Raw genomic sequence first — 24,608 nt, 5'->3', positions numbered from 1 at the left:
ACCCGGCTGGCGGGCGCGCCCGTGGAAAGCAGACCTCCGGCTTACTTGGCGCCTTGATCAATCCAGGCGCGAACCAGGCCGACCTGTTCCGGGGTCAGCGGCTTGGGCGGCGGACCTTGCGGGTGCGGGCCGGGGCCGCCCGGACGTTGGGCTTGGGCATGTTCACCGCCGTTTTGGGCACCGGGCGGGCCGTCATGTATGGCGGGGCCACCCGCTCCGGGGCGGCCTTTGCGCGGCTCCGGCGGCATGGCGGTTTTGGGATTCACCCGCGCCACGGCGAAAACAATTTTGCTCTTGGCGCTGTTGCCTGCGGTGAGCACCGGGCCGTCTTCGCTGCCCTTCAACACGCCCTCCAACGTATCAAGGTGCAGTTTGCCCTTGGCGCGCGGGCCGCTGTGACAGCGGACGCAGGAGGCGTCGAACAGGGGTTTGATGTCGTTGGCGAACGTCACGCCTGGTTTGGTCGCGGCGGGCGGCAGTTCGACTTTCTTGGGCGCCGGCTTGGCGGCGGTTTCTTCATCGGCCCGGCTGGCGCCGCACATGAGCGCGAGGCTCACGGCAATGAGCGGGAAGACCAGTTTGTTTTTTTGCATGGTTTGATTCTTTGGTTGCAACCGATTCAGTGGACGGTTGCCCGACACCGCAGGTTACAAGAACCTTATCGCGGGTGTAAATGGCGCTTACTTGGCCTTTTTTGCCGGCATCAGAGCGTGCAGAATCGGTTCCACCCAGGCGTCCCGTTGCGTGTCGTAAACGTAGAAATCCCGCGCGAATTGCCAGTAACACCAGCTCCAGCCCCGGGCTTCGGCCGCGCGCGCCACGGCGTCGAGATACCGCACCCGGGAAGCCATCGGCGCGCGGTCGTAGGCGCCGAATTCGCCCAGGTAGAGGGGCCGATGATGGGCTTTGGCCCATGCGTCTGCCTTGGCAAAGTCACGGTCGATGGCCGCGCGCTCGGCGTCCGTGCCATTCCATGCCACCTCGGTTTGGTTGGTCATTCCGGCCCAGCTGGCGCCCTGGTGGGTGAAGCTGAAGGGCTGGTAATAGTGGATCGTGACCAGCAGATGATTGTCCGCCGGCAGGTCCAGTTCGGCCAGGTGATCCAGTGAATTCCAGGAGCCGGGTCCGACCACGACTGTGCGGGTGGGGTTTTTTTCGCGAATGATGGCGAGCGCCTCGCGGAAGTAGGTGTTCCAAAGTTCCGGTGTGAGTTTCTTGGAGGGCTCGTTCAACACCTCGAAGAGGACATCCGGCGGCGCGTCCTGGCAATGTGCCGCCAGTTGCCGCCAGAACGCGAGGAATTGTTCCTTGTGCGCGGCCGGGTCTTCGCCGATGACCGTGAATTCATGCAGGTCCAGAATGACCTTGAGCTGCTGCTCCCGCGCCAGTTGCAGCACCCAGTCCAGTGTCTCGAACCACACCGGTTGAATGGCCCAGTGATTGGTCGCCTCCATTTGCCGGAAGGGAAACAGGTTCAGGCGCACGTGCTGGAAGCCGGCCACCTTGAGCAGCCGAAAGTATTTGGGTTGAAAACGACCCTGCGCGCGGTCCTGCCAGATGCGGTCGTAGCCGAGAATGTTCACGCCGGGTCCAAGCTCCCGGCTTTGCGCGGAGACGTCGGGCGGTTGCGGTTGGGCCGGCGTCAGGACCACGCTCGCCAGCAGGAGCAACAGGGTAAACAGTTTCGTGCGCATTGGGCGTCAGGCGGATCATGACCGGATTCGCATCCGGCCGCCATCATGTGTTTTGATGACATGCCGTCGGACGCAGAATGAGCGAGTGAGATTGTTTTTCGCCGCGGACCCGATTTCGCGCTTTGAAGCCGGCCCGGTTTGTCCTCTCCTTGGCGGATATGATTCGAGCTGAATTTTTCGCGGTCATCGGCCTGGCGCTGCTGCTGGCCCGGGCCGGAGCGACGGATTACTTCGTGGACGCGGACCAGGGCAATGACCAGTCCGCCGGCACCACTCCGGAAACCGCGTGGCGCAGTCTGGCGCGGGTGAACGCGCAGGTCTTTCAGCCCGGGGACACGCTCCGGTTCAAGGCCGGCACGCGTTACGCCGGGCAGCTGGCGCCGCGGGGCTCCGGTGACGAAATCGACGGCCGGCCGCGGCCGATTCGGCTGGGCGCGTATGGTTCCGGCGACCGGCCGCGCCTCGATGGGGAAGGGCGGGTGCCCGACACGCTGCTCCTGCGCAACGTGGAGTTTTGGGAGGTGGAACAACTGGAAATCACCAATCTCGGCGAGCAACGCGAGCCCGGTCGCACCGGCGTTCGGATCGTCGCGGACGGCGCGGGTGCCCGGCGCCATGTTTACCTGCGCAATCTCTACGTCCACGACGTGAATGGCGACCTGCGCAAGGAGCAGGAAGGCTGCGGTATTTTCTTTGAAACCCGCCGCGGCGGCTTCTTCGACGATCTGCGCATTGAAAATTGCCACGTCGTGCGCACCGACCGGAACGGCATCTGCCAGCGGAGCGGCAGCCGCACCCGCAGCGTGGGCGTCGTCATTCGCGGCAATCTGCTCGAGGACATCGGCGGGGACGGCATCAAGCTTTGGGGCAGCAACGGCGGGCTGATCGAACACAACGTGCTTCGGGGCGGGCGCACGCGCTGTGATGATTACGCCGCCGGCATCTGGCCGTTTGACTGCGATGACACCTTGATTCAATTCAACGAAGTCTCCGGCATGAAGGGCACGAAGGACGGCCAGGGGTTCGATTCGGATTACCGCTGCCGCCGGTCCGTCTTTCAATTCAACTACAGCCACGACAACGACGGCGGGTTCATGCTGATTTGCGCGCCCGGCCATTCCTACAACGAAGGCACCATCGTGCGCTACAACCTCAGCCAGAACGACGGCCGCAACTCGGCGCGGATCTTTCACATCAGCGGCGTCCAGGACACGTTGATCTGCCACAACACCATTTACGTGGGGCCGAACCAGGATCTGCCGCTGGTGCTGTTCACTGAATGGGACGGCGGCAACGCGGTGAACACCCGCTTCGTCAACAACCTGTTCTACGTGGACGGCCGGGTGACCTATCAACCCGGCCAGAGCCGCGACACGGTGTTTGAGCACAACCTTTACTTCGGGGCGCACGTGGACCGTCCGCCGGACGCGCAGGCGGTGACCAACCGGCCGCCCCTGCTCAAGCCCGGAGCGGGCGGAGACGGTTTCGCCTCGCTGGGCGGTTACCGGCTGACCGCGTTGCCCGCGTTCATGCGAGGTGAAAAACTGTCCGCGGCCGGCGGGCGCGATTTCTTCGGCGTGCGTCTGCCCGCGGACCGGCTGCCTGCGATCGGCTGTGCCGAGTTTGCCGAATGACGGCGGGCTTTGTTCCCGTGCCGTCCGGCGTTACGCTGGCGCCCGCATGCGCGCATTGTTCGAGGTGATTTACGAGGACGCGGAACTGCTGGCCATCAACAAGCCGGCGGGCCTCGTCTGTCATCCCACCAAGGGCGATGCCTATTCCAGCCTCATCAGCCGTGTGCGCCTGCACGTGGGCGAAGGCGCGCCCGTGCATCTTGTCAACCGGCTGGATCGCGAGACCAGCGGCGTCGTGCTGGTGGTGAAGGGCGACCAGCGCGTTGGCAAGCTCAAGCAGCTCTTTGCCGAACGCGAGGTGACCAAGGAATATCTCGCCATCGTGCACGGCCACGTCGCCGCGGAGTCCGGCACCTGCGCGGAACCTCTCGGGCGTGATGAACAGGCCGAGGTGTCCATCAAGGATCGCGTCCGGTCCGACGGCGCCGCGGCCCGCACGGATTTCCGGGTCGAACAACGGTTCACCCGGCCGGTTTCCGGGGCCACGGAACCTTCCGGGAATGGAGCGCCGTTTACGTTGTTGCGGGTTCAGCCCCACAGCGGTCGCAAGCACCAGATCCGCATTCATCTGGCTCACCTTGGCCATCCGATTGTGGGCGACAAGCTCTATGGCGGCGATCCGCAGCTTTATCTGGATTTCGTGCACCGCCGGCTCACGGTGGAGCAGCGCAACCGGCTGTTGCTGTCGTGCCATGCGTTGCACGCCGAATCCCTGCGATTCAACTGGCTCCTGCGGAATTGGAACTTCCACGCCGTGCCGGAGCCGTGGTTCCAGGATTTCCTGGCCGGCCGGCCCTGCACGCCAGACTGGGCGGAAAAGTATTTGTAGCCGTGCGCTGCGTGGGAGCATTTGACGGCAATCACCGTCAAATGCCGAGGACAACATGGAAACGAAGCCTTTCCTCGATCAGGTGCGGGTGGCGTCGCCTTGCCGGGCCCGCTGGGAAACCATGCATGGTGATGACCGCGTGCGGTTTTGCGACCAATGCCGCAAATATGTCTATGACCTTTCGGCGCTGACCGGCGCGGAGGCCGGAGCGCTCATTCGCCGCCCGGAAGGTTCGCTTTGCGCGCGCCTGCACCGGCGGGCCGACGGGCGCATTTTGACCCGGGATTGTCCGGTGGGGCGGTGGCGCCGGCGGGCGGGGAGCTTGGCGGCTGGTCTGACGACCGTGTTGCTGTTGGGCACCTTGGCGGCCGTCGGTGTGGGGCGGCGTGAAGGCGGACCGGTCAGTCCGTTCCGGCAAAAAATCGATGGCTGGATTTATGAGGTGAAGCTAAAACTGGGCATGATCAAACCAACAGTCGTCATGGGAGAAATTTGCGTCACGCTGCCCGCCCCCGCACCATCACCCGTTGCCCCCGCCGTGAACCAATGAGCCACACTCCAATTATGCGCTTCCTGCTCTCGCTGGGTTGTCTCCTCGCCCTGACCGCGCTGGCCGCGGAACCACCCGCTGATTTCGCCTCGCTCAAGGCTGAGGCCGAAAAGTTTTACGCGGAAAAATCCTTCAGCAAGGCGCACGAGTTGTATGCGCGCGCCCTGCTGATGTCGAACCTCGCCGCCAGCGACGCACGCTGGGTGGCTTTCCGCTGCTACGACACCCAGTGGCGCGCCGCCGCGGCCACGCAATCCGCCGACAACACGCCGCTCGAACAGGCGCGCACCGAACTGGAGAAGCTGGTGCGCGACGTGGCGCGCCCGGAGGACCAGGACCGCGTCTGGGCCGAGGTGCAGGAGTCGCTCGGCGATTTCTGGTGGACGCGGCGCAACCAGCGCAACTGGGGGCAGGCCTGGCCGTATTACCAGCGGGCGCTGGACTGGTGGGCCGGCGCGCGCGACGTCGAGCTGGCCCGCGAACGTTACCTCGCCATCGTCTGGCGCATGGCGCAGCCGCCGCAGGCTGAGCCGTATTACTCCTACGGCTACTTCGGCAACCAGATTGATCCGGCCATTCTCGAGAATGCGTTGAAGATTGCGTCGTCGGAAGCGGACCGGGCCCACGCGCATTACCTCCTCGCGATGGCGCTGCGCAGCCGGGGCGGGAATGACGCCGAACAGCGTCAGCGCGTGCAGGACGAATTCGAGGGCGCGCTCAAGTCGGGCACGAAAACGGACTGGTATGACGACGCGCTGTTCAACTACGCCCAATGGCTTGCCGGCGAGGGTCGCGTGGTCGTCCTCAAGGACGGCACCTGGCACACCGAACCGGATTACGTCCGCGCGCTGGAACTTTACCGGCGGCTGGTGGGCGAATTCAAAAAGGGCGAGACGCGTTACTGGGAACAGGCCCAGCAGGCCATCAAGGACATCACCGGCCCGCAGTTGAACGTGATGGTGTCCGACTTCTTCCTGCCCGGCTCGGAAATCCAATACTCGCTCAACTGGCGCAACGTGAAGCAAATCGAGCTGGCACTGTATCCGGTGGAATTGAATCGCGATGTGAAGTTCGGTGAAAACCAGGGCGATTGGGTGGATGAAATCCCCCTCGCGGGTCGTGAGAAGTTGAAAAGCTGGACGCGCGACGTTGAAAACAAAGGCGACTACCGGCCCGGCAATGCCACCGCCCGGCTCGACGAAAAACTCCCGCCCGGCGCTTACGTCCTCGAAGGCAAGGCCGGTGGCCAAACGTCGCGCCAGTTGATTCTCGTCACGGACGCGGCGCTCGTGCTCAAGAGTTCCGGCAAGCAGGCGCTGGTTTATTTTTGCGACGCCCACAGCGGCGCGCCGCTGGCCCATGCCAGGGTGGTGCTGCGAGAACGTTGGAACTGGAATGGCGAGTGGCGAGTGCGCGAACAGTCCAAGGAGACAGATGCCGATGGGTTGGCCGTGTTCGATCTGGAGCAGCGCGATAATACGGGCGTGGAGCTGTTCGCCAGCGCGATGCTCAAGGACCGGCAGGCGTTCAGCATCGGCAACAGTTACGGAAATCGCAGATTCAACTGGAGCACCATTGACCCGGCCACCGGGCTGCCGATACCAGATCGGCAGGTTTGGCGCATCTACGCCTTCACCGACCGGCCCGCCTATCGGCCCAAGGAGACGGTGAACTGGAAATTCATTGCGCGGCGATACGCGGATGGCGTTTATTCCACGCCCGCCAATCAGACGATCGAGTATCAAATCAACGATCCGCGGGGCACGAAGGTCAAGGAGGGCAAGGCCACGTTGAACTCCTTCGGCAGCGCGTGGGGCGCGCTCGAACTGACGGAGCAGATGCCGCTCGGCGAATACCATGTGCAGTTTTGGGATGACGGCCGCCAGCACAGCATCGGCAGCGCGACGTTGTTCCGGCTCGAGGAATACAAGCTGCCTGAGTTCAAAGTCGCCGTCAGCACGCCGGAGGAAGCGGGGCGGAAGAAGGTGTTCAAGCTTGGTGACGTCGTCGAGGTCACCATCCAGGCCGACTACTACTTCGGCGGCCCGGTCGCCAACGCCAGCGTCGAAGTGGTCGTGAACCAGAATCCTTACTGGCAGTCCTGGCCGCAGCCGCGCGAGTTCCCGTGGTTTTACCAGGACATGGACCAGGCGGGCGGCTACCGCGGTCGCTGGTGGGGCGGCGGGCAGGTCGTGAAACGCGAGACGCTCAAGACCGATGCCGGGGGCAAGGCGACGTTGACCTTCGAGACGCCGCGCGGGGCAAATCAGGATTACGAGTATCGCATCGAAGCACGCGTCACCGATGCCAGCCGGCGGGAAATCACCGGCACGGGCACGGTGCGCGTCACGCGGCAGCGTTACTTCGTGCACGCGGACACGGACCATCGCCTCTACCAGCCGCAGGACAAGGTGAGCGTTGAGTTCAAGGCGGCCGATGCGAACCAGCAACCCGTCGTCTGCGAAGGCACCGTGAAGGTGACGCGCGATTACTGGTGGGAAATCTGGATCGCGCCGGACGGTCGCGAAGTCAAAGGCGATGAACTCAAACAACGGCGCGCCAAAACCTCCATCTGGCCGCCGCCCCCAACCCGGCCCAACGAACCCGGCTGGCGGCTCAAATTCCGCGGCTACCAGCACGACGACATTCTGACCAAAACGCTCAAGACCGACACGAATGGAACGGCGCAACTGGATTTCAAACCTGAACGCGAAGGTTATTACCGCGTCGCGTGGACCAGCGAGGACACGGTCGCGAAGCAGAAGTTGCAGGTGGCCAATCCCATCAAGGCCGGGACCACCGTGTGGGTTTGCACCGACAAGTCCACCGACCTGGGCTACCGCACCGGTGGCTTGGAACTCATCGTGGACAAGGACACGTTTCGCGTCGGCCAGCAGGCGCCGGTGATGATTCAGACCGCGGACAACGACCGTTACGTGCTGTTCACCGTTGAAGCCGATGACCTGCTGAGCGCGAAGCTCATTCACCTCGACGGCACGACCAAACTCGTCGAACTCGACGTGACCGAACAGCACGTGCCGAATATTTTCCTGAACGCCGCCATGGTGAGCGACAACCAGCTTTACACCGACACCAAACAAGTCGTGGTGCCGCCGACGAAGAACTTCCTGACCGTGGATGTGAAGCCCGACCGGCCGCAATACCAGCCGCGCGCGGAAGGCACGTTCACCGTCACCACCCGGGATGATGCGGGCAAACCGGTGCCCGCCGAGGTCGCCTTCAGTCTCGTGGACGAATCCGTGTTCTACATCCAGGGCGATTACGCGGGCGATCCGCGCCAGTTCTACTTCGGCACGAAACGCCCGCAGGCGACGCAGACGGGCAGCACCTTCAACCAGCGCCGCTACGTGAAGCTCGTGCGCGTGGATGACCAGCTCATCGAGGCGTCCCAGGTCGAGGCTTACGAGCGGCAGCAGCGCGGGATCGAGGACACCAACGTGCTGCCGGCGGCTGTGGATGAACTGGAATTGGCCGACAAGGACGCGGCCCTTAATCAGCCCACGGGCGGGGTTGGGGGTGGAGGAGCGGCCGGCGGATTCTACGCGTTGCGGGCCGCCAAGATGCCGGGCATGGTTTCACCCGCCGTCGCGGCACCGATGGCCATGCAGGAGATGCCCATGGCGAAGTCAGTTACAGGCCTGGGTGGCGCGGTGGCGGGTGAGCCCGCGCCCGAACCCGCGGTCGTGGTGCGCAGTGATTTTCGCTCGACCGTGTTGTGGCAGCCGGATGTGATGACGGGCGCGGATGGCACGGCAAAGGTGAAGGTGAAATATCCCGATTCGTTGACGGGCTGGAAGGCCACGGCCCGCGCGGTCACAAGCGGCAACCAGTTCGGCATCGCGGACACCACCACACGCACCAAGCAGCCGCTCATCGTGCGTCTTCAGGCGCCGCGCTTCTTCATCGTGGGCGACACGGTGACGATCTCGGCGGTCGTGAACAATAATACGGATGAGCCGTTGGAGGCGAAGGTGGCGTTGGAAATGGATGGCGGATTGGAAATGGTTTCCAGTGCGGCGCAAGCCTCCAGTTTGCCCAAGTCAGGAAAAATGCCGGATTTTTATTTAAAACTCCCTGCCAATGGCGAAGCCCGCGCGGATTGGATTGCCTCCGTCAAACAACCCGGCGAAGTGAACCTCAAAGTCACCGGTCGCGGCGGCAAGTATTCCGATGCGATGGAGAAAACCTACGTCGCTTACGAACACGGCATCGAGAAGTTCCTCGCCAAGTCCGGCAAGGTGCGGGGCAACGACGTGACCGTGAAACTGGATCTGCCTGCCGAGCGGAAGGCCGGTTCCACCCAACTGACCGTGCAAGTCACGCCGAGCCTCGCGGTGACGATGCTCGATGCGTTGCCTTACCTGATTGATTATCCCTACGGCTGCACCGAGCAGACGATGAGCCGTTTCCTGCCGGCCACCATCGTGGCCAAGACGCTTAAAGACGCGGGCCTGCAACCCGAGGACGTGATGGGCCGCGTGTTCGGTGGCATTGAAACGAATTCCGCCGCCGCCACGCATCCGAAGGGCAAACAGGACCTCGCCAAGCTCGACGACATGACCAAGGCTGGGCTGGATCGGCTCTACGATTTCCAGCACGGCGACGGTGGCTGGGGCTGGTGGAAGGAAGGCCAGAGCGATCCCTGGATGACGGCCTACGTGGTGTGGGGATTGTCGCTGGCGAAACAGGCGGGTGTGGCAGTGAAGCCCGAAGTCGCGCGGCGCGGCGCCGAGTTCCTCGACAAGACACTCGTCGAGCAGGAGGAAAATTACGACATGCAAGCCTTCATGCTGCACGCGCTTGCCGCCCACAAAGCCGCGCAAAACGAATCCGGCTTGTCGCAGATGGAAGCCAAGGCCTTCGACAATCTCTGGACGAATCGCGAGAAATTGAACGCCTACACGCGTTCGCTGCTGGCACTTTCCGCTCACTACTTCGGCAAGGACGCCGAGGCGAAGACGCTTATCGAAAATCTGGAAAATGGCGTGAAGCGCGACGACCGCCCGGACACGTCCGTGCTGGTGGACGGCAAACCATCAACCAGCAACTCTCAACCCTCAACGGTCATGGGCACCGCCCACTGGGGCGAAGACGGCCTCTATTGGCGCTGGTCCGATGGCGGGGTGGAGGCGACGGCCTTTGCGTTGCGGGCGCTGCTGGCGATTGACCCGACGAACCAACTCGTCGAGCCGGTGGCGAACTGGCTCATCAAGAACCGTCGCGGCGCGCAGTGGAGCAACACGCGCGACACCGCTATCGCCGTGCTGGCGATGACGGATTATCTCAAAGCCAGCGGTGAAATCGCACCGGACTTGGAATACGTCCTGACCGTCAACGGCACGAAGGTCGCGTCGAAGAAGGTCAGCGGCGCGGATGTCTTCAATGCGCCGAGCCGCTTTGAGGTGGACGCGAAACTCATCAAGGACAGCAACGAGGTTCGAATCCAGGTGAAGCCGGGGAAACCCACCCCAGGCCCCTCCAAGGAGGGGAACAAGCAGGGCGGTGCGTCGGTGTATTTCGCGGTCGAAGCGAAGTTTTTCAGCCAGGAGGAGCCCATCACGGCGGCGGGCAACGAGCTTTTCGTGAAGCGCCAATACTTCAAGCTGGTCGGCCGTCCGACGCTGCTCAAGGGCTACGTCTATGACCAGGAGCCGCTCCTCAATGGCGAGACGGTGAAGAGCGGCGAACGGGTTGAAACCGTCCTCACCATCGAGGGGAAGAACAACTACGAATATTTGATGTTCGAGGATTTGAAGCCGGCCGGGTTCGAGGCCGTGGAAATCCGCAGCGGCGAATCGCTCTACGCGAAGGAACTCAAGTCCGGCGCGGTGGAGCGGAAGCATGCCGTAGTGGGAAAGTCTTCCAGCCTGTCCGGTGGGACTTCCGCCAAGCCTGCGCGCAACCGGGCAGGCAAGATGCCTGCCCCACTACCTGAAGATTCCGATTACACCGGCCGGACCCGCTGGGTTTATCAGGAATTACGCGACCGCAAGGTGGCGCTGTTCATCGACAAGCTGCCCGAGGGCGTCTGGGAGATTCGCTACGACCTGCGCGCCGAAGTGCCGGGCGAATTCCACGCGCTGCCGGTGCTCGGCCAGGCGATGTATGTGCCCGAAATCCGCTGCAACGGCGCCGAACAATGGGTCAAGGTGGAAGACGCGAAATGAACGAGCGAAGTCGCCGAAACGGAAACCGAATGCGCGCAATGCTTGCGGTAGTGCTGCTGGCGGCCGGGGAAAACCGGGCCGGGCGCTAACGAATGAACCAGTCAGAACACGGTCGGGACGCCTGGCGTTTTGCGGCGGGTGATGCCGGGTTTGTCCGCCACTTCCAAGAGGCCGGCTTCGTGGTCGTGGAAGGCGTGTTGTCGGAGCGGGCGCTGGCGGATGTCAGCGCGGCCGTGACGGATGCCGCGGGGCGGGAAGGCTACGCCTTGCGAAATCTGCTTTTCGCCGTGCCGGCCGTGCGGGAACTGGCTGCGGCCCCCGAAATCCGCGCACTGGTGGAACCGCTGCTCGGCGATGCCGCCTTTCCGGTGAAGGGGATTCTGTTCGACAAGACCCCGGCAGCAAACTGGAAAGTCGCGTGGCATCAAGATACGACGATTTGTGTTCGCGAACGTGCGGCGGTGCCCGGCTACGGACCTTGGTCAGTTAAAGACGGTGTCGTGAACGTGCAGCCGCCCGCCGCTGTGCTCGCCGGTCTGGTGACCGTGCGCGTGCATCTGGACGATTGTGGTCCAGACAATGGTCCATTGCGGGTTTTGCCGGGTTCTCATCGAGATGGCCGGCTGGCCGCCGCCGTGATGGAGCGCCGCCTGGCGGAGAACGTCCCCGTCAGTTGCACCATCCGGCGAGGGGGCGTGCTGTTGATGCGCCCGCTGCTCTTGCATGCTTCCTTGGCTGCGACGAGGCCGGCCCATCGGCGGGTGATCCATCTGGAATTCGCCGCGTGCTCGCTGCCCGCGCCTTTGCGGTGGGCTAGGGCGGAGGGGAATTGAGCTGCTGGCTGGGGTCCGCCACTTTCCATCTTTCCACGCGGCGGGTTTCGCGTATGCTCCGCCCCCTATGAATTTTATTGTTACTGCGGGTCCCACGATTGAAAAACTCGACACGGTGCGTCGCCTGACCAATTTCTCGACCGGCCGCACCGGCACCGAAATGGCCAACTTCCTCGCCGGCCGCGGGCATCAGGTCACGTTGCTCGTCGGCGAACAATCCACCTGGAACGGTCAGCGCCGTGCACAGAAGGTGATCAACTTCAGCACCACCGCCGATTTGCAGGACAAGCTCAAGACCCTTTCCAAAAGTTCATTTGACGCCGTGTTTCACATGGCCGCCGTGGGCGATTTCATGTTCGGCAAGATCTGGAAACGCGACAGCGAAGGCCGGCTCGAGGAAATCGCCTCGGATAAATTCTCCACCCGCGACGGGGCGTTGCTGGCCGAACTGGTTCCAACGCCGAAGCTCATCAGCCAGTTGCCTGAATGGTTTCCCAAATCGCAGGTGGTCGGCTGGAAATACGAAGTGGAAGGCAAGCGCGAGGACGCGCTCGTGGCCGCGCAGATGCTGATGGAGGAAACCAGGATCAGCGCGTGTGTGGCCAACGGTCCGGCCTACGGCGACGGCTTTGGCCTGGTGACGCCGGCGGGCCAGCGGCATTTTGCGGGCACCGCCGGTTTGTTCTCGGCGCTGGAAGATTTCGTGGCGCGCAAGCAGAAGAAGGGCTGAGCGGCACGCGCGGCTTGTTCGCCGCGGACGGGCGGATCAGTTTGCCCCGTCCGCCATGCGCAAACGCTTCAATCGCCGCCGATTCTTCAAGCTGGGTCTGGCCGGCCTTCAGTTGCTCGCGGTCGGCGATGCGGCGCTGGTCGAGCCGCATTGGCTCAAGGTCAATCAGCTCCGGCTGGCGAACGGTCCGCCGGTCGCGCGTTTCGTTCATTTCACCGACCTGCATCACAAGGGGAACCGCCGCTGGCTGGCGTCGGTGGTGGCCCGCATCAACGCGCTCAAGCCGGACTTCGTCTGCTTTTCCGGCGACATCATCGAAGAACGGGAGCACCTGCCGGAAGCGCTGGAAATTCTCCTGGGCATTCAGGCGCCGCTGTTCGGAGTGCCCGGAAACCATGACTACTGGAGCCGCGCCGATTTCGGGGCCATCGCGCGGGCCTTTGCGGCCACGGGCGGCGCCTGGCTGCTGGATGCGAGCGTGATCGCGCCGGGCGGCCGGGTGCGTCTGCACGGGCTGACGTGTGAAACCCCGGCCGTTCTCCCGCCGGAGACCGGCGTGAAAAACATCCTGCTCGCCCATTACCCGGCGTGGTGTGAGAAGCTGGCGCCGCACCGGTATGATTTGTTGCTGGCGGGGCATTCGCACGGCGGGCAGGTGCGGCTGCCGTTTTACGGCGCGCTGGTCGTGCCTTACGGCGTGGGCCCCTACGAACTCGGCCGTTTTGCCACGCCGGCGGGGCCGCTCTACGTTGGCGCCGGCATCGGCTGGTTCCACATCAATCTGCGGTTCTGCTGTCGGCCGGAAATCACGCTGATCGAAATCTGAGCCGCCGTTGCGCGGACCTTGCTGGGGCGCGGGCTGGTTTGTATTGTCCCGCCGTGGCTGCGCGGCATCCTCATTCCACTGCTCATTCCTCCGCCAACGCCAGCCCCGCGCCGCTCGCGCTGCCGGTGACGACGCTCCGGGGCGTGGGCCCGGAACGCGCGGAGCAGCTCAAGCGGCTGGGCATTGGCACCATCGAGGATCTGTTGCTGCACCGGCCGCGGCGTTACGAGGACCGGCGAAAATTTCTTCCCATCCGCGAGCTGGAACTGGGCCAGCCCGCCACGGTGCGGGGCCGGGTGGTGGTGGCGGGCATCAAGCGCTGGAAGCAGGGTTCGCGCGCGCTGTTCGAGTGCATCTTCGAGGACGACACGGCGCGGCTGCATTGCCGTTGGTGGCAGGCGTCACCGTGGATGGAGTCGTATTACACGGTGGGCCGCGAGTTCATGATTTTCGGCAAACCCGAGTCACTGCGCCCGCGCACGTTCGACCATCCCGAAACCGAGCCGTTGGAGGCGGGCGAGGATGAGTTCATTCACGTCAACCGCATCGTGCCGGTGCATCCGCTGACCGAAGGGCTCACCGCGCGCGTGCTACGGACGCTGGTGTGGCGGGCGTTGGAGCGGCTGGAACCGTCGGCGGACCAACGGGGCCCGGCCTCCGCACCGGCACCGGCTCCCGAAGAGCTCGCGCCCGGTCTGCCGTCCCGCGCGGCAGCCATCCGTGGGCTGCACTTTCCCGCGGAGATGGCAGAAGCCGAACTGGCCCGCCGCCGGCTGGCGTTGGATGAATTCATCGAACTCCAGCGCGGCGTGCTCGCGCGTCGCCGGCGATTTGAAGCCAACGCCCGTGCCTGGCCGTGTGGCGGCGACAACCGGCTCATCAAACCCTTCCTCGCGCGGCTGGAGTTCAAGCTGACCGACGCGCAAACGCGCGTGTTGCGCGAAATTCGCGACGACTTGCGCGGCGCGCATCCCATGCGGCGCCTGCTTCAGGGCGACGTGGGTTCGGGCAAGACGGCCGTGGCTGCCTGCGCCGCGCTGATGACGCTGGAGAGCGGCTTCAATGTGGCGTTGATGGCGCCGACGGAGATTCTGGCCGAACAACACTTCCGGAATTTCCAACGCTGGTTGGAACCGTTGGGCGTGAAGGTCGAACTGCGGACGGGAAGCTGGAAAACCGCAAACGAAACACCTCCGGCAACCCATCGCGTTGACGGCGGGCGGGCGCCCTCCGCCACGCTCACCATCGGCACGCATGCGTTGCTCAACGGCGCCTTCGATCTGCCTCATCTTGGCCTGGTCATCATCGATGAGCAGCACAAGTTCGGCACGTCGCAACGGGAGGCGCTGGTGCGCAAGGGGCATTACCCGCATCTGCTGGTCATGACTGCGACGCCCATTCCCCGGACGCTGGGCCTGACGCTTTACGGGGATCTCGACAGCTCGACGATTGATGCGTTGCCAGCGGGCCGGGGACGCATTCGCACGTTCGTCCGCCTGGCCGAGGCGCTGCCCAAGGTCTGGCCGTTCGTAAAGGAGAAGCTGCGCGAGGGGCGTCAGGCGTATGTCGTGTATCCTCGCGTGGACGACAACGGTGGCAACGTCAAAGCCGTCACGCAGGAATTGGAACGGGTGCAAAGGGCGCTCGCGCCGTTTCACGTCGGCCTGCTGCACGGCCGGCTGCCCGCCCGCGAAAAGGAGGCCGTGATGCAGGCGTTCCGGGCCGGCGAAGTGCAGGTTCTGCTGGCCACGTCGTTGATCGAGGTGGGCGTGGACGTGCCGAACGCGACGGTGATGCTGATCGAGAACGCGGAGCAGTTCGGGCTCGCCCAGCTCCACCAGTTGCGCGGCCGCATCGGACGCGGGGCGCACGCGTCGTTCTGCATCCTGGTTTCCAATGCGGATAATCCCGAGGCGCGCGCCCGGCTCAAGGTGCTGGCGGACACCACTGACGGCTTCCAGATTGCGGAGGCGGATTTGCGGCTGCGCGGCCCGGGCGAGTTGCTGGGCCAGCAGCAAAGCGGCGCGGCGCGGTTTCGCTTTGGCGACCTGGCCACCGATTTGGATTTGATTCGGCAGGCCCGCGCCATCGCCGCGTCCGCGGGCGGAACAGCGCTTGGTATTGCCGGTCCGGTGCGCTAGATTCGCCGCATGAAAGCATCGTTGTTCGTTCCTTTGCTTGCGGGTGCGCTGCTCGTCGGCTGCGGTGATGGCGGCAAAAGTTCCTCCTCGAGTTCCGGCAATCCGGCGGCGGCGCCGGCGGAGTATCTCGGCGCCATGGCCAAGGCGGAACAGAAGGCCGTCAAGACCTCCGATGTGGCGGCCCTGACGCGGGCCATCCAGATGTTTGAAGCGGATCAGGGCCGGCTGCCCAAGGATTTGAACGAGGTGGTGGCGATGAAATACATCGCCAGGCTGCCGGAAGCGCCCGCGGGCCAGAAGCTCGATTACGACCCGAACACCGGGACGGTCAAGGTCGTGCCGAAATAATCCCCGCGCGGGCGGGTTCGCGCTTCGGGACAACGCACGCATGCTCGCGAAGGAACTGCTGGGCTCGGCGGCGCTGGAAGTGCTCGCGGTGGAACGTTGCCGCACCGGCGCCTGGTGGAACTTCCACGACGTGATGAGCCCGTTTTCGCGGCTGTGGCTGCCGCTGAACGGCCCGGCGCAGGTGACGCACCATGGCCGGGAATTTCAACTGACACCCGGCTCAATGCACCTGATTCCCGCGTTCACGCTGCACAGCCACCGGTGCCGGCGACCATTTGACCTCTGCTTCCTCCATTTCACCAGCCGGTTGAAAACGGGCATCGACCTGATGGCCGTCCATGAGATGGATTACCAACTGCCGGCGGGGCCGGAAACCCTTCGCTTGTTTCGGCGGTTGGAAGCGATTTTCCCGGAGCGCAAGCTGCCGGTGTATGACCCGTTCCGCGACGAGTATCGCCGTTTTCCGGCGCGAGTGGCCGAACTGGAGGCGCGCACGTCGCCGGTGGATGCCTTCGAGGCGGAGGGCGTGTTGCGCCAGTTGGTGGCGCCGTTCCTGCGCACGTGGCACGGTGAGCCGGCCGGACACGCAACGCTCGCCGGCCGCTACCTCGTGGTGCAGGAATTCATCCACGAGCATCTGGCCGAACGGATCAGCCTCAAGGACCTTGCGCGCGTCGCCGAACTGAATCCCACTTATTTTTCCGATGCGTTTCGCCAGACCATCGGCGTCCGCCCGCTGGCTTACTTGACCCGCCGCCGCATGGAGCGGGCGCAGTATCTGCTGGCGACGACGCAGAATTCGGTGAAGCAGGTGGCCCAGGAGGCGGGTTTTCCGGACGCTTCCCACTTCAGCCGCGTGTTTGCGCGCCATTGCCGGATGTCGCCCCTGCAATATCGCCAGCGCAACAGTCTCTGAACGCGCCAACAAAAAGGGCGCGGAAGCAAAGCCTCCGCGCCGATGAAAGGGGCGACGTGAGTTCAGCGGAAATTCAGCGGCGTGGACGGATGCATTTCATTTGCGCACGGCTGATTCGTGGGCGCCTCGGGGGCAACACTGTTGGGCTGCACGAGGCCCTTGGACAGCAGGTAGGCTTCGACTTCTTCGCCGCTGATGTCCGGCAGCATGTGGCCGTCCACCTCCACGCATGGACTGAGCATCTGGCCGCTCTTCATGATCATCTCCTGTCGCTGGAGCGGATCGTTGATGATGTCCCGGTCTTCGTAGGGCAGGTCGTATTTGCGCAGGATGGCGCGCACGCCGTTGCTCCAGCCGCAGCTGGGTTTCAGGTAAGCGATGATTTTTGGTTTGCTCATGGTCATTAAAATCCTTGCTCATTGTGCCATAGCTTCGTCGCTCCGCAACCCCGCGTCTTGCAATGGCGGCTGGCCGTCGTTCCGGCTTTGGGTTAACTCACCGGCATGCGCGTCCTGATTGCCCCGGACAAATTCAAGGGAACCCTCACGGCGCGCGGCGGCGACCGGATTACGTCGCCTGGCCGCCCAAGCGGCGCGCGGACACGCAAATTCTGGAGCCTGAACTTGCCGGCGCGAAGGGGTTGATTATCGTGTCGCCATGAATTTGGAAGATCATCTCGGCGACATCGTCCGCAAGGGGCGCGGCATGGCGGGCCTGTCGACGGCGGCTGCCGCAGCCGCGGCAGGCGTGACGGAGGCCGAACTGGCCGATTTGGAACGCACCGGGAAAATGGCCGGGCGATTCAACCTGGCCGCGCTGGCGAACCAGTTGGGCATGCAACCGGCCAAGCTGTCGGGCATCGCCCAAGGCTGGCTCCCAGGCGAAAAGGATTTGGGCCAGTGGCGGGAGCTGCGGGTCATCACGACCGATGACGGCGAAATGTCGGTGAACTGTTTTCTCGTTTGGGATGAAGTCACGCGCGAAGCGGCGTTGTTCGACACCGGGTTTGATCTGGCGCCGGTCTTTCGGGAGGTTGAGGAAAACCAGCTGCAGTTGCGGCACGTGTTCATCACGCACGGTCATTCCGATCACGTGGACAACCTGCCGGCGCTGCGCGAGAAGTTTCCCAAGATTTTTGTGCACATGGACGCCCGGGACGCGCTGCCGCAGCACAAGAACCGCCGCAACGACTGCATTCACGTGGGCAGCCTCCGCATCACCAACCGCCCGACGCCCGGCCACGCGGATGACGGGGTAACCTACATCGTCGGCAACTGGCCGGAAGACGCGCCGCACATTGCCATCGTGGGGGATGCATTGTTTGCCGGTTCCATGGGCCGCGCGGAGGGCGTCTGGGAACTGGCCCGGCAGGCCGTGCGCGAGCAGATTCTGTCCCTGCCCAACACCACATTGATTTGCCCCGGTCACGGGCCGTTGACCACCGTGGCCGAGGAAAAGGAGCACAATCCCTTCTTTTGAAGCCGGTCCCCGGGACGGTGAGTAAATCATTGATTTTCAGCGCGCCGGCTGGCAAATAGTCACCGTCTCTCAGGACACTGGTGTGCCAAAAGAAGAACCCATTGAACTGACTGGATCGGTGACCCAGGTTTTGCCGGGCACCATGTTTCGCGTTGCGCTGCCGAACGGGCACGAAGTGCTCGCCCACATCTCGGGCAAGATGCGCAAGCATTTCATCCGCATCTCCGTCGGCGACCGCGTGAACGTCGAGATGTCCCCTTACGATCTCGGCAAGGCGCGCATCACCTTCCGCCATTCGGAAAACCGTTCTAACCCTAAGAGCTACTAGCTCAACCACCGCAAGGGATTTCAAGTATCAGCCCGTAACAGGTTAATTCTACAGGGTCGCCATCTGGATCACCTCCAGAGCAGAAGTAATATCCGTGATCATCAACAGGTCCGACGCAAGTTCCATTTACATAGTTTTGAGCATGCACAGTATAAGATGTTTCAGCGACCGGATTACAGAATCCATATGAACCCGGCCAACAAAACTGACATACGCCGTCAAAAATGGTATTATTGCAGGAACCTCCCAATCCACTGCAACCATAGGTTGTTGGCAAGTCAGTCGAGCTCCAAGGTGTTCCGGTGCACTCTGCGAACACCGAGCCTGCTGCAGCTAATAGCAGAGCCGCCGTGAGGGAGTTGGTTTGAACATTTTTCATAGGTTTTAAGTTTTTTGAGGAAGGTGTTAGACGCCATTCTGCCTGTTCCTTGCATAAAAAATAAAGCACTATAATGGCAATAATATGAATGCGCCAAATAAGAAACGCACTAGCCATACTTTTTGCCTGGGCGCTCGGGTTGCATCCGGGCTGGTGCTATTTTTTTATTCGCTTGTAATTGCACTTCTCTCGCATTGCTCACTTCAGAGTTATCGATTGTAGGAATTTGACTGTTAGTGATTTGATAATGGACGAAAGGTTCTTGCACGCGAAGATCGTGCGCCATAAAAGTGCGACCCGGCAAAGAAGTGCTCCATGTCTGTGGCCCAACCGAGATGGTTGATGCGGCACCCCGGACTATGACTGTGCAACGGAGGTTGGCATCTGAAGTAGAGTTCGGACTTGGCCGGTATCGACGAAACTCGAATTGCGTCGGAAACGAAAGGCCGCTGACATTCGTGAATTCGCCCGACGTAAAACGCGCGTTTACATATGTTGCCTCTTGCGAAGATGTAGGAACAGGTTCCGTAATAGCGCCATTCGTATTCAATAGAGACCTGGATCTCGCCAAGTATTCTATCAACCTCGGCAGTCCCGGCAAATCATCATTGAGCTCGATATGTGCCGGCATTGTGAACCGGCGACTCCGCCCATCGCTGCTCCGCGCCGCCTCCAACGAAAAGATGGATGAGTTACTCACGCTTTTAAGATAACAACTTGAAGCATATGCGAGCCACGGATATTCCCCCCCCGCTGATGTTAATGTTTGCGGGACCGGTGATGCCTCAATCGTTCCGGCTCCTATTTTTACTTCTTTTCCCCGTTTTACGGTATAATAGACAAGATTGGTTCCATCATAAGCGTAAACAAACGTGCCTAAATGGGGACTTGCCGTTAAGTCGATATTTATTCGCCACTGGCAACCGTTGTTAACCACCTCAAATTTTCGGTGCAATGCTGGCCTTGCTCCTTCCAAAGTTATGACTTGGTAGCTGAATTCCCCTTGGATTAAATACTCTGCCCCTTGGCCCACAACTGTTGAATAGAGCAAGCATAAAAATGCCGCCAAAGGACACGTAAAATTATAAATCATAAAGAAGCTGTATGTGTTTGACATACTGTCAGTCGCGGAAATTCACGAATTGCAGCGAAACCGGAAATTCCTTCGCCCGCACTGCGGCGATGACCGCCTGCAATTCATCCCGGCTCTTGCCGTTCACGCGCACCTCCTCGCCCTGAATGGCGGAAGTCACCTTGAACTTGCTGTCGCGGATGAACGTGGTGACTTCCTTGGCCACCTTGGATTCCAGCCCCTGCTTGATTTTGATGACCTGCCGCGCGTGACCGAGCGGCGAAACGTCCGGCGCCAGCTTTTCCACGTTCTTCAAGCTGATGCTGCGCTTGGCGAGCTTGCCCATGACGATGTCCACCAGCGCGGCCACTTTGAACTCATCCTCGGCCGAGAGCTTGATTTCATTTTTCTCCAGCGCAATGGACGCCTTGGAGCCGCGGAAATCAAAACGGCTGGCCAGTTCCTTGTTGGCCTGATTGACGGCGTTCTCGATCTCCATCGAGTTGACCTGCGATACGATGTCGAATGACGGCATGAGGTGAGGCTATCCGATTGACGTGCGGAGGGGAAGGCCGGGAAGGGATGGTTCGGATCACGGGGGAGGGTGATTCATCAAATCGTTGCATGAGTTACACGAGTTCACCGCAGTGCGCCTGGCGGGCTCCGTCCAGGCATCCCCTTTAACCGATGTAACGAGTTACTCCGCCCCCAATTGCTTTCTTCGCTTCCACAATTCCCCCGGCTTGAAAATCCCCAGCGGCGTGATGATGCCGGTGATGAGCTCGGCCGGCGTCACATCAAAGCCCGGATTGCGCGCCGGGCTGTTCGGATTGGCGATGCGCACGTATTGCCGTTTTCCGTTCCGCGCGGCGACACCCCACGCCCCGAGCACTTCCGCCTCTTGCCGCTCCTCGATCGGGATGTCGAAGCCCGACTTTAAATTCCAGTCGATGGTCGAAAGCGGGATCGCGACGTAGAAGGGGATGCCATGCCGTTTGGCCAGCACGGCCTTGGTGTAGGTGCCAATCTTGTTCGCGGCGTCGCCCGTGCGGCCCAGCGTGCGGTCGCTGCCGACGATGACCAGATCGATTTCGCCTCGCTGCATCAGGTGCCCGGCGGCGTTGTCCGCGATGACGTGATGCGGCACGCCCTGCTGCGCCAGTTCCCAGGCCGTCAGCGACGCCCCCTGGCAGCGCGGGCGGGTTTCGTCGCAGAACACGTGAAACTTCCGGCCGGCCGCCTGCGCGGCATACATCGGTGCCGTGGCGGTTCCGATGTCCACGCATGCCAGCCAGCCGGCGTTGCAGTGCGTCAGGATGTTGGCGCCGTTGCGAATCAGCTTTGCCCCGTGTTTGCCGATGGCTTCACATTCGCGCACGGATTGGCCGGCAAATTCCTCCGCCGCGGCCAGTGCCAGCACCTGTTGCGTGGCGACGTCTTCGCCGGTCCGCATTTCGCCGAGCACAAGGTTCATCGCGTTGACCGGGTCCACGGCCGTGGGACGCGCGGCTTCGATCGTCTCGTAAACCTTCCGCAAATGGCCGGCGAACGCGGACAACGACCGGCCGCGAAACGCGCGGGCGCCCTGCGCCAGACCATAGGCCGCCGTGGCGGCAATGGCCGGCGCACCGCGCACAATCATGTCGCGGATGGCCGCCGCGGTTTGTTTGAAATCGCGGGTGCGGACGAGCTGGAACTCGTGCGGCAACAGGCGTTGCTCGATCAGCACGACCTCGTTCGTCGCCGCGTCGAAAGTGACGGTGCGGAAATGGCGGGTCTGGCCGCGGAAAGTGACATTCATGGTTTGGAAATCGATCTCAAGCCGCCGGCGGCACTTCATACCACACGCGCAAAAACTGCCGCCAGTAGCTGCTCATCTCGCCGCTGGTGCGGATGTTGGTTTGCAGGGCTTCCTCCTCGGTGTTGACGTTGGGGAGCACGACGGTTTCCACGCTCAACACCGGCACGCCCGAGCTGGCCATCCAGGCGTTGGCGCGTTCGACAATGTGCTGGAAGGATTCGTATTCGCTCGACAGGAAGCCGCTACGCGTGACTTGCGGGAAGAAATCCTTGAAGGCGACGGCCATGCTCACTCCATGTCGGTTTGCATCCGGCGGATTTTTTCCCGCAGCCGGGCGTAGTGCGGATGCTTGCGCAGCGCCTTCAAGTCCGGGTCGCGCGCCAGCCACTTGAAATCTTCGTAGCCGAGGTCCAGCGCTGCTTCCAGCGCGCGGGCCGATTCATCCAGCTTGCCAGTGAGCGACAGGCTGCAGGCGAGGTTGTAGAACGACAGCGGATTCCGGGGGTCGAGTTCGGACAGCTTCTGGTCCACCCGCAGGCCTTCTTCAAACCGGCCGCGGCGCGTGTAGTCGTCGCCCAGCAACTGCAACGCATCCAGGTAATTGGGATCGCGGCGCACCAGGCCCTCCAGAAAGGAAATCTCCACATCCAACTCCCGCGGGTCCGGCGATTTTGTTTTCTTGCGACTGCTCTTTTCCATCGGTGCGGGCGCATGGTGCGACGGAGGCGGGGCAAGTCAAGCTTGGGGCTGGTGGGTGAGCGTTTCGCCTGTCAATGAAGGGTGTTTATTTTGGGCGCTGATCATTCAACGTCCCGCTACTTTCCATCTGCCCTCTGCTTAACTACCCTCGCCGCCCATGAATTGTTTCGTCACCGGCGCCTCGGGATTCATTGGCGCGAATCTCGTGCACGAACTGGTCGCGCGCGGGCATCGCGTGAAGGCGTTGTTGCGTCCGGGCGCCGACACCCGCGGGCTGGCGGGCGCCGAATTCGAGCGCGTGCCGGGCGACGTTTCGGACCGCGTGGCGCTGGCGCAGGCGATGCGGGGCTGCGATTGGGTCTTTCATGTGGCGGCGAGCTATCATCTCTGGTTGCGCGATTACGCGCCGATGTATGCCGCGAACGTGGACGGCACAAGAAATGTCATTGAAGCCGCGCACGCGGCGGGCTGTGCGCGGATCGTTTACACCAGCACGGTGGGTTGCATCGGGTTGCCCAAGGCGGTGAATGGCGTCGTCACGCCTACGGACGAAAACACGCCGGTGTCTGAGGCGCAGATGAGCAATCACTACAAGCTTTCGAAATGGCGGGCGGAAGTCGTGGCGCGCGAACTCGCGGCGAAGGGCGCGCCGGTGGTGATGGTGAATCCGAGTGCGCCGGTGGGTCCGCGCGATGTAAAGCCCACGCCGACCGGGCAGGTCATCGTGGATTTTTTGAATCGCGCCCTGCCGGCGTTCGTGGACACCGGCTTGAACTACGTTCACGTTCGCGACGTGGCGATCGGACACATTCTCGCCGCGGAGCGCGGGCGCATCGGTGAGCGTTACATTCTCGGTCACGCCGAGGGCAACTGGACGATGAAGCAAGCGCTGGACGTGCTCGCGGAGATCACCAGTCTGCCCGCGCCGAAATTCCGGGCGCCGCATGCCTTGGCATTTTTGGCGGCCTACTTTGGTGAGGCGGCGGCGGCCCTCACCGGCAAACCGCCCAAGGCGCCGCTGGCGGGCGTGCGGATGGCGCGCTACAAGATGTGGTTCAATCCAGCCAAAGCCATCCGCGAACTCGGCCTGCCGCAGACGCCGCCCAAACAGGCGCTGGCGGACGCCGTGGCATGGTTCAAAGTGAATGGCTATGCGAAGTGACGTGACTTTTACGGGGGCGGGGCCGCGCGAAAACTTTCTGGCCGGATGGCTGGCCCGATCCGGGGTCCGGCAGGGCGGGCGGTTGTTGGCCTTTGCGCTCGCCATCTTGCTCGCCGGGTCGGCCCGCGCGCAGGACAAACCACGCAGCGTTTATGATGCAACGCTGGCGTCGTTTGACGCGGCGCAACTCATCAAGCCGCGCGAGGATGCCCGGCTCGGCCGCGCCTTTGCGCTCGCGCCGCTCCTCATGCAGGAGGTGCGCGGGACCAACGCGCCGTCCGCGGTTCCGACGCGCGTGTTCTTCGCGCCAGGCTCGGTGACGTTGCAGGGCCGAACGCATCCGCAGATGACGTATTGGTGGTTTTACAATGCCGATGACGGTGCCGCGCCGGATGGGCCGCAACGTCGTGCGCCGAAGTTCAAGGGCGGTTCGGGACTTCTGCAATCGGGCGGCCGGTCATCGTCGAAGCCGCCGGCCAAAACCGCGGCGGCCGGCGTGGGCTCGCTGCGCGTCCAGGGGGTGCGGCTCACGTTGAACACCAACGGCGTGCCGGTGATTTACGAAGTGCTCGGACACGGCGGCATGCTGGAGCAAATTTACGTGACGCAATCCATCGAGGCGCAGGCGTCGTCTGAATTTGGCTATGTGCTGCCGGGCCGCCGCTTCGCGGCCGAACGCAGCCTGGCGGAGGCGCCGGATGTGGTGGTGCCGCGGGTGCTTGACGATCCGCCGGCGGTGATGGGGCCGATCATTTACCTGCGCGCCGGCTCGCATGCGGTGGCCACGGTGATTTGCCGGTGCATGGATGTGCAGGCCCGAACGCTGGCGGGGCAGGCGTTTTACAAACTTGTCCCCGGCGATTTCTCTGGCAATGTTCCCCGCGCGACGAGGCCGGAAGCCGCCTTACCCCGCTGGCTCCGCGACGACTTCTCAACCCAAACCAATCGTCTGACGCGGAGCTTGAGACTGCCGTCGGGATTTTGACGGTTCCGCCCGCG

Annotated in this window: 23 protein-coding genes; 14 read left to right on the top strand and 9 right to left on the bottom strand. The window is 62.8% G+C overall.

Annotated elements, in window-relative coordinates; translation table 11 throughout:
- Positions 1-41: 41 nt before the first annotated feature.
- Positions 42-593 (bottom strand): c-type cytochrome domain-containing protein, encoded by a 552-nt coding sequence (locus VFV96_07330; GenBank protein ID HEU5070208.1) that lies wholly within the window; start codon positions 591-593, stop codon positions 42-44.
- Positions 594-680: 87 nt separating this feature from the next.
- Positions 681-1,694 carry a glycoside hydrolase family 5 protein gene (locus tag VFV96_07325; GenBank protein HEU5070207.1) on the bottom strand — a complete coding sequence of 338 codons (1,014 nt, stop codon included), beginning with the start codon at positions 1,692-1,694 and terminating at the stop codon, positions 681-683.
- 158 nt (positions 1,695-1,852) lie between these two features.
- Here VFV96_07325 and VFV96_07320 point away from each other — a divergent pair, with 158 nt between their 5' ends.
- From VFV96_07320 to VFV96_07275, 10 genes are all read left to right on the top strand, one after another.
- On the top strand, positions 1,853-3,328 hold the full coding sequence (locus VFV96_07320; GenBank protein ID HEU5070206.1) for a right-handed parallel beta-helix repeat-containing protein: 1,476 nt from the start codon (positions 1,853-1,855) through the stop codon (positions 3,326-3,328).
- A gap of 46 nt (positions 3,329-3,374) precedes the next feature.
- On the top strand, positions 3,375-4,157 hold the full coding sequence (locus tag VFV96_07315) for an RluA family pseudouridine synthase (GenBank protein ID HEU5070205.1): 783 nt from the start codon (positions 3,375-3,377) through the stop codon (positions 4,155-4,157).
- Positions 4,158-4,212: 55 nt separating this feature from the next.
- Positions 4,213-4,707: a hypothetical protein gene (locus VFV96_07310; GenBank protein HEU5070204.1), complete on the top strand. Its 495-nt coding sequence runs from the start codon at positions 4,213-4,215 to the stop codon at positions 4,705-4,707.
- A 14-nt stretch (positions 4,708-4,721) separates the two neighbouring features.
- The gene (locus VFV96_07305; GenBank protein ID HEU5070203.1) at positions 4,722-10,895 is read left to right on the top strand and encodes an alpha-2-macroglobulin family protein; all 6,174 of its coding nucleotides are present in this window, start codon (positions 4,722-4,724) and stop codon (positions 10,893-10,895) included.
- A 92-nt stretch (positions 10,896-10,987) separates the two neighbouring features.
- Entirely contained in the window at positions 10,988-11,728 is a 741-nt protein-coding gene (locus VFV96_07300) for a phytanoyl-CoA dioxygenase family protein (protein ID HEU5070202.1), read from the top strand.
- A gap of 67 nt (positions 11,729-11,795) precedes the next feature.
- Positions 11,796-12,458, top strand: coding sequence for a phosphopantothenoylcysteine decarboxylase (locus tag VFV96_07295; GenBank protein ID HEU5070201.1), 663 nt, complete (start codon positions 11,796-11,798; stop codon positions 12,456-12,458).
- Positions 12,459-12,513: 55 nt separating this feature from the next.
- Positions 12,514-13,284, top strand: a complete 771-nt coding sequence (locus VFV96_07290; GenBank protein HEU5070200.1) for a metallophosphoesterase — start codon at positions 12,514-12,516, stop codon at positions 13,282-13,284.
- A gap of 53 nt (positions 13,285-13,337) precedes the next feature.
- Positions 13,338-15,425, top strand: coding sequence for an ATP-dependent DNA helicase RecG (gene recG / locus VFV96_07285; protein ID HEU5070199.1), 2,088 nt, complete (start codon positions 13,338-13,340; stop codon positions 15,423-15,425).
- Between the two features lie 9 nt (positions 15,426-15,434).
- Positions 15,435-15,773 (top strand): hypothetical protein, encoded by a 339-nt coding sequence (locus VFV96_07280; GenBank protein HEU5070198.1) that lies wholly within the window; start codon positions 15,435-15,437, stop codon positions 15,771-15,773.
- Positions 15,774-15,813: 40 nt separating this feature from the next.
- Positions 15,814-16,689: an AraC family transcriptional regulator gene (locus VFV96_07275; protein ID HEU5070197.1), complete on the top strand. Its 876-nt coding sequence runs from the start codon at positions 15,814-15,816 to the stop codon at positions 16,687-16,689.
- A 62-nt stretch (positions 16,690-16,751) separates the two neighbouring features.
- Here VFV96_07275 and VFV96_07270 read toward each other — a convergent pair whose 3' ends face one another.
- Positions 16,752-17,087 (bottom strand): glutaredoxin, encoded by a 336-nt coding sequence (locus tag VFV96_07270; protein ID HEU5070196.1) that lies wholly within the window; start codon positions 17,085-17,087, stop codon positions 16,752-16,754.
- Between the two features lie 259 nt (positions 17,088-17,346).
- Here VFV96_07270 and VFV96_07265 point away from each other — a divergent pair, with 259 nt between their 5' ends.
- The gene (locus tag VFV96_07265; GenBank protein ID HEU5070195.1) at positions 17,347-18,168 is read left to right on the top strand and encodes an MBL fold metallo-hydrolase; all 822 of its coding nucleotides are present in this window, start codon (positions 17,347-17,349) and stop codon (positions 18,166-18,168) included.
- A gap of 82 nt (positions 18,169-18,250) precedes the next feature.
- Positions 18,251-18,496 (top strand): translation initiation factor IF-1, encoded by a 246-nt coding sequence (infA, locus tag VFV96_07260; protein HEU5070194.1) that lies wholly within the window; start codon positions 18,251-18,253, stop codon positions 18,494-18,496.
- A 1-nt stretch (position 18,497) separates the two neighbouring features.
- Here infA and VFV96_07255 read toward each other — a convergent pair whose 3' ends face one another.
- From VFV96_07255 to VFV96_07230, 6 genes are all read right to left on the bottom strand, one after another.
- Positions 18,498-18,992, bottom strand: a complete 495-nt coding sequence (locus tag VFV96_07255; GenBank protein ID HEU5070193.1) for a hypothetical protein — start codon at positions 18,990-18,992, stop codon at positions 18,498-18,500.
- Positions 18,985-19,968 (bottom strand): hypothetical protein, encoded by a 984-nt coding sequence (locus VFV96_07250; GenBank protein HEU5070192.1) that lies wholly within the window; start codon positions 19,966-19,968, stop codon positions 18,985-18,987. Before VFV96_07250 ends, VFV96_07255 begins: the two co-directional genes overlap by 8 nt.
- A 28-nt stretch (positions 19,969-19,996) precedes the next feature.
- On the bottom strand, positions 19,997-20,482 hold the full coding sequence (locus VFV96_07245; GenBank protein ID HEU5070191.1) for a YajQ family cyclic di-GMP-binding protein: 486 nt from the start codon (positions 20,480-20,482) through the stop codon (positions 19,997-19,999).
- A 162-nt stretch (positions 20,483-20,644) separates the two neighbouring features.
- Entirely contained in the window at positions 20,645-21,748 is a 1,104-nt protein-coding gene (mtnA, locus tag VFV96_07240; GenBank protein HEU5070190.1) for an S-methyl-5-thioribose-1-phosphate isomerase, read from the bottom strand.
- A gap of 16 nt (positions 21,749-21,764) precedes the next feature.
- A complete protein-coding gene (locus tag VFV96_07235; GenBank protein HEU5070189.1) occupies positions 21,765-22,034 on the bottom strand; it encodes a hypothetical protein in 270 nt (89 codons plus the stop codon).
- Positions 22,035-22,036: 2 nt separating this feature from the next.
- Positions 22,037-22,447 (bottom strand): tetratricopeptide repeat protein, encoded by a 411-nt coding sequence (locus VFV96_07230; protein HEU5070188.1) that lies wholly within the window; start codon positions 22,445-22,447, stop codon positions 22,037-22,039.
- 157 nt (positions 22,448-22,604) lie between these two features.
- On the opposite strand from VFV96_07230, the gene hpnA reads away from it, so the two are divergent.
- On the top strand, positions 22,605-23,609 hold the full coding sequence (hpnA, locus tag VFV96_07225) for a hopanoid-associated sugar epimerase (protein ID HEU5070187.1): 1,005 nt from the start codon (positions 22,605-22,607) through the stop codon (positions 23,607-23,609).
- Positions 23,593-24,594, top strand: coding sequence for a hypothetical protein (locus VFV96_07220; protein HEU5070186.1), 1,002 nt, complete (start codon positions 23,593-23,595; stop codon positions 24,592-24,594). The genes hpnA and VFV96_07220 overlap by 17 nt, the downstream gene beginning before the upstream one ends.
- Positions 24,595-24,608 lie beyond the last annotated feature (14 nt).

It is taken from the genome of Verrucomicrobiia bacterium (genome assembly GCA_035765895.1).
GTDB lineage: Bacteria > Verrucomicrobiota > Verrucomicrobiia > Limisphaerales > DSYF01 > DSYF01.
Note: the sequence above shows the minus strand (reverse complement) of the source record. Positions and strands in the feature narration are given on the sequence as shown.

Excerpts from the sequence above, each read along its gene's own strand:
- hpnA (HEU5070187.1), top strand. The coding sequence starts at position 22,605 with ATGAATTGTTTCGTCACCGGCGCCTCGGGATTCATTGGCGCGAATCTC.
- VFV96_07235 (HEU5070189.1), bottom strand. The coding sequence starts at position 22,034 with ATGGCCGTCGCCTTCAAGGATTTCTTCCCGCAAGTCACGCGTAGCGGC.
- VFV96_07310 (HEU5070204.1), top strand. The coding sequence starts at position 4,213 with ATGGAAACGAAGCCTTTCCTCGATCAGGTGCGGGTGGCGTCGCCTTGC.
- VFV96_07320 (HEU5070206.1), top strand. The coding sequence starts at position 1,853 with ATGATTCGAGCTGAATTTTTCGCGGTCATCGGCCTGGCGCTGCTGCTG.
- VFV96_07300 (HEU5070202.1), top strand. The coding sequence starts at position 10,988 with ATGAACCAGTCAGAACACGGTCGGGACGCCTGGCGTTTTGCGGCGGGT.
- VFV96_07255 (HEU5070193.1), bottom strand. The coding sequence starts at position 18,992 with ATGGCTAGTGCGTTTCTTATTTGGCGCATTCATATTATTGCCATTATA.
- VFV96_07280 (HEU5070198.1), top strand. The coding sequence starts at position 15,435 with ATGAAAGCATCGTTGTTCGTTCCTTTGCTTGCGGGTGCGCTGCTCGTC.
- VFV96_07295 (HEU5070201.1), top strand. The coding sequence starts at position 11,796 with ATGAATTTTATTGTTACTGCGGGTCCCACGATTGAAAAACTCGACACG.
- VFV96_07220 (HEU5070186.1), top strand. The coding sequence starts at position 23,593 with ATGGCTATGCGAAGTGACGTGACTTTTACGGGGGCGGGGCCGCGCGAA.
- VFV96_07275 (HEU5070197.1), top strand. The coding sequence starts at position 15,814 with ATGCTCGCGAAGGAACTGCTGGGCTCGGCGGCGCTGGAAGTGCTCGCG.
- VFV96_07325 (HEU5070207.1), bottom strand. The coding sequence starts at position 1,694 with ATGCGCACGAAACTGTTTACCCTGTTGCTCCTGCTGGCGAGCGTGGTC.
- VFV96_07330 (HEU5070208.1), bottom strand. The coding sequence starts at position 593 with ATGCAAAAAAACAAACTGGTCTTCCCGCTCATTGCCGTGAGCCTCGCG.
- VFV96_07290 (HEU5070200.1), top strand. The coding sequence starts at position 12,514 with ATGCGCAAACGCTTCAATCGCCGCCGATTCTTCAAGCTGGGTCTGGCC.
- mtnA (HEU5070190.1), bottom strand. The coding sequence starts at position 21,748 with ATGAATGTCACTTTCCGCGGCCAGACCCGCCATTTCCGCACCGTCACT.
- VFV96_07245 (HEU5070191.1), bottom strand. The coding sequence starts at position 20,482 with ATGCCGTCATTCGACATCGTATCGCAGGTCAACTCGATGGAGATCGAG.
- VFV96_07305 (HEU5070203.1), top strand. The coding sequence starts at position 4,722 with ATGCGCTTCCTGCTCTCGCTGGGTTGTCTCCTCGCCCTGACCGCGCTG.
- VFV96_07315 (HEU5070205.1), top strand. The coding sequence starts at position 3,375 with ATGCGCGCATTGTTCGAGGTGATTTACGAGGACGCGGAACTGCTGGCC.
- VFV96_07250 (HEU5070192.1), bottom strand. The coding sequence starts at position 19,968 with ATGATTTATAATTTTACGTGTCCTTTGGCGGCATTTTTATGCTTGCTC.
- VFV96_07270 (HEU5070196.1), bottom strand. The coding sequence starts at position 17,087 with ATGAGCAAACCAAAAATCATCGCTTACCTGAAACCCAGCTGCGGCTGG.
- VFV96_07265 (HEU5070195.1), top strand. The coding sequence starts at position 17,347 with ATGAATTTGGAAGATCATCTCGGCGACATCGTCCGCAAGGGGCGCGGC.
- VFV96_07230 (HEU5070188.1), bottom strand. The coding sequence starts at position 22,447 with ATGGAAAAGAGCAGTCGCAAGAAAACAAAATCGCCGGACCCGCGGGAG.